Source organism: Saccharibacillus qingshengii, assembly GCF_013185195.1.
Taxonomy (GTDB): Bacteria; Bacillota; Bacilli; order Paenibacillales; family Paenibacillaceae; genus Saccharibacillus; species Saccharibacillus qingshengii.
This window is the reverse complement of sequence record NZ_JAAZWC010000067.1, coordinates 1-2,442: the sequence shown is the minus strand read 5'-3', so window position 1 is coordinate 2,442 and position 2,442 is coordinate 1. Positions and strand designations below refer to the sequence as shown.

General features: G+C 41.4%; 3 protein-coding genes. All 3 read left to right on the top strand.

Annotated features, from left to right (window positions below):
• The first annotated feature begins 336 nt into the window (after positions 1–336).
• The 3 genes from HRQ60_RS23225 (at position 337) to HRQ60_RS23215 (ending at position 2,286) form a co-directional block, all read left to right on the top strand.
• Entirely contained in the window at positions 337–591 is a 255-nt protein-coding gene (locus HRQ60_RS23225; protein WP_172200993.1) for a hypothetical protein, read from the top strand.
• Positions 592–904: 313 nt separating this feature from the next.
• Positions 905–1,903, top strand: a complete 999-nt coding sequence (locus HRQ60_RS23220; RefSeq protein ID WP_172200990.1) for an RHS repeat-associated core domain-containing protein — start codon at positions 905–907, stop codon at positions 1,901–1,903.
• A gap of 2 nt (positions 1,904–1,905) precedes the next feature.
• Positions 1,906–2,286, top strand: a complete 381-nt coding sequence (locus tag HRQ60_RS23215) for a hypothetical protein (RefSeq protein ID WP_172200987.1) — start codon at positions 1,906–1,908, stop codon at positions 2,284–2,286.
• The last annotated feature ends 156 nt before the right edge of the window (positions 2,287–2,442 follow it).

Here is a 2,442-nt window from a genome sequence, read left to right as displayed (position 1 = left end):
TGGCATTTTACAACGGACGATGCCCGAACTCGGTTGAAGCATCTTTATCCAGTGATTTTGAGTTGACGCTGTACTAGTGCAACGATTCATTTAAAAGGATTCGTGTATCCACTTCTAGCCCAAGCATTTGCAAGGCCGGTTGTTCATCAGGTGAAGCGCTGAAGCTCAATTTCGGTCACTTTGTCAAAGTCATGCCCTTTTAGAAAAACTTTCGAAGCAGTCTGTTTACTTTCTCGTTGGAATCTTGCTGCCAGGAGGAATACGGATCGGCATTTATTTCTGATATGAAGAAGACTTGCTACTTAAAAAGGGTAAGTCTTCTTTTGATCGCCCTGTATGCTGCAAATGACGTACCAACACGATGCGTACGGCAACGTGACACAAGCCGTGCAGCAACTTGAGAACGACAAAACGCAGCAAACGGATATCGAGTACGACGTAGCCGTCAAACACGCATATCCGACTTCGATCAAGCAAGAAGTGACGGAAAACGGCACGCCGAAAACCATCGAAGAACGTTATGGATACGATCAGCCCAGAACGAAAATCGTCGTTCCCTTTCGGCAAGACGATTTGCAGGTCCCGCGCTAAGAGAACGGCCGCGTATTCAAGCGTTTTGACGGTAACGCAGTAACCATCTGACGCTGCAATCGAGCATCCAAATGCTGCATAAAGACAACGCGAACTACACGTACAAACAAGTCGAACCGTTGAGCAACGTGACGCATAACCAGACTTCAGTCAATTACAAGTACAATGGCGATGGCCTGATGACAGAGCGTAGTATTATAAAAAACGGACAAGTAACCACGAGCCGGTACTACTCAACGGTGCGAACATCATCGTTAAAAGCACGGTTACTACGGACGGTAGCGAGACGTTTAAAGCCTGCTACGTGCGCCACGTGCAGTTGATCTATCGCGAAGACGTCAGCAATCAAAAAGCCTACTACCAGCACAATGGACACAGCGACGTCATCGGACTGGTTAAAGCCGACGGTACTGCGCTGAACCGCTACACGTATGACATTTGGGGCAACCCACTGACCGCAGACGTCCAAGTCGACAATCCGTTCGGTTATTCCGGCGAATTCTGGGATGAAGATATAGGCCTACAATATCTGAGAAGCCGTTGGTATGATCTGAGCATTGGACGATTTATTCAAGAGGATACGTTTGAAGGCTATGTCAACTGCCCAAGTAGTTTGAATTCGTATATCTATGTAGAAAATAATCCATTGAAGTATATGGATCCAACGGGTCGTGTAGCTTATGAAGGTTTGAATGCTTTTTTAAGTCAGTATGCTAAAGGTGAAACCAACGCGGGCACACCTTTAAGCACTAAAGCACTTAGTGGAGCAATAATAGATTTAACTGGAGAAGGCGGGATATATCTAGCTTTCCATCAAATTGCCCAAGTTGTAGCTGGCAAGAAAATTTTTGAGAAAACCAAAAGCGCTACAACGGTAGAATATGATTTGAATAGATACCGCGTGGATATTGTTTCTAACAATTATATGTGGGAGGTTAAGCCCTTACGTTGGAAAGAAGACTTTGGGTGGTGGGACAAAGAAAGCTATCTAGTAGGGCCTGTATATTATGAAGATGCAGATAAACAACTTGCAAAATACGAATCTGAAAGTAAAAATACATCAAAACCTCTTAAAAAAGGATTTAGTATTTCCAAGATTGATGATATTCCGATTTATGGATCACTTTACATGAATATTGTATCTCCAAAAAATGGAGTTTTAGCTTACGGGTTTCATTGGTATGATAACGGAGTTAGAAGATCGATTAAGACACAAGGTGCTTACAACTACATCAAATCTAATTTTCCTTTTGAAGATTCAATAGGGGTGGACAATGTTTTAGACCTATTCGTCAAAGGAAAACGGAGGTAAGAATGGGAAACATAGTTTTTTGGGTGAAAGCATTTATGATAGTTTTGAGTGTACTTTCTGGAAAGGATGAGGCTTCTATGAATCAGGATCATGCAACTAATGATCATGCAGAGACAAAACAGATTGTTGCACTGATGAAGAACAGATTAGAAAATCAAGTTTACTTCTCAAGATCTGACATGCTTGCGATCAATGCATACATGGATAAAAAAAATGACAATCCTGACGTGAAAGAAATTAAAAAAGACATCAGCGAGATTTATACAGGGCTGGCTTTAGATCATCAAGTCGCTAGACTGAACAAGACTGAAGTACAAAAAAATGTTTATGACTTTTACTTGGAGTCTATCATAAAAGTCGAAGAAAAATTGAAAGATAAATGATTTGATTTTACAAAATTAATTTTATGGTTAAAACTTTTAAGGAGTTGCTTGTTTCACTAGAGCAACTCCTTTTTTTAGGTGACGAATTGTCAATCCAAGTGCAACAGTTCGTCCTGAAACGATTCGTGCGTCGACTTCCAGCCTAAACATTTACGA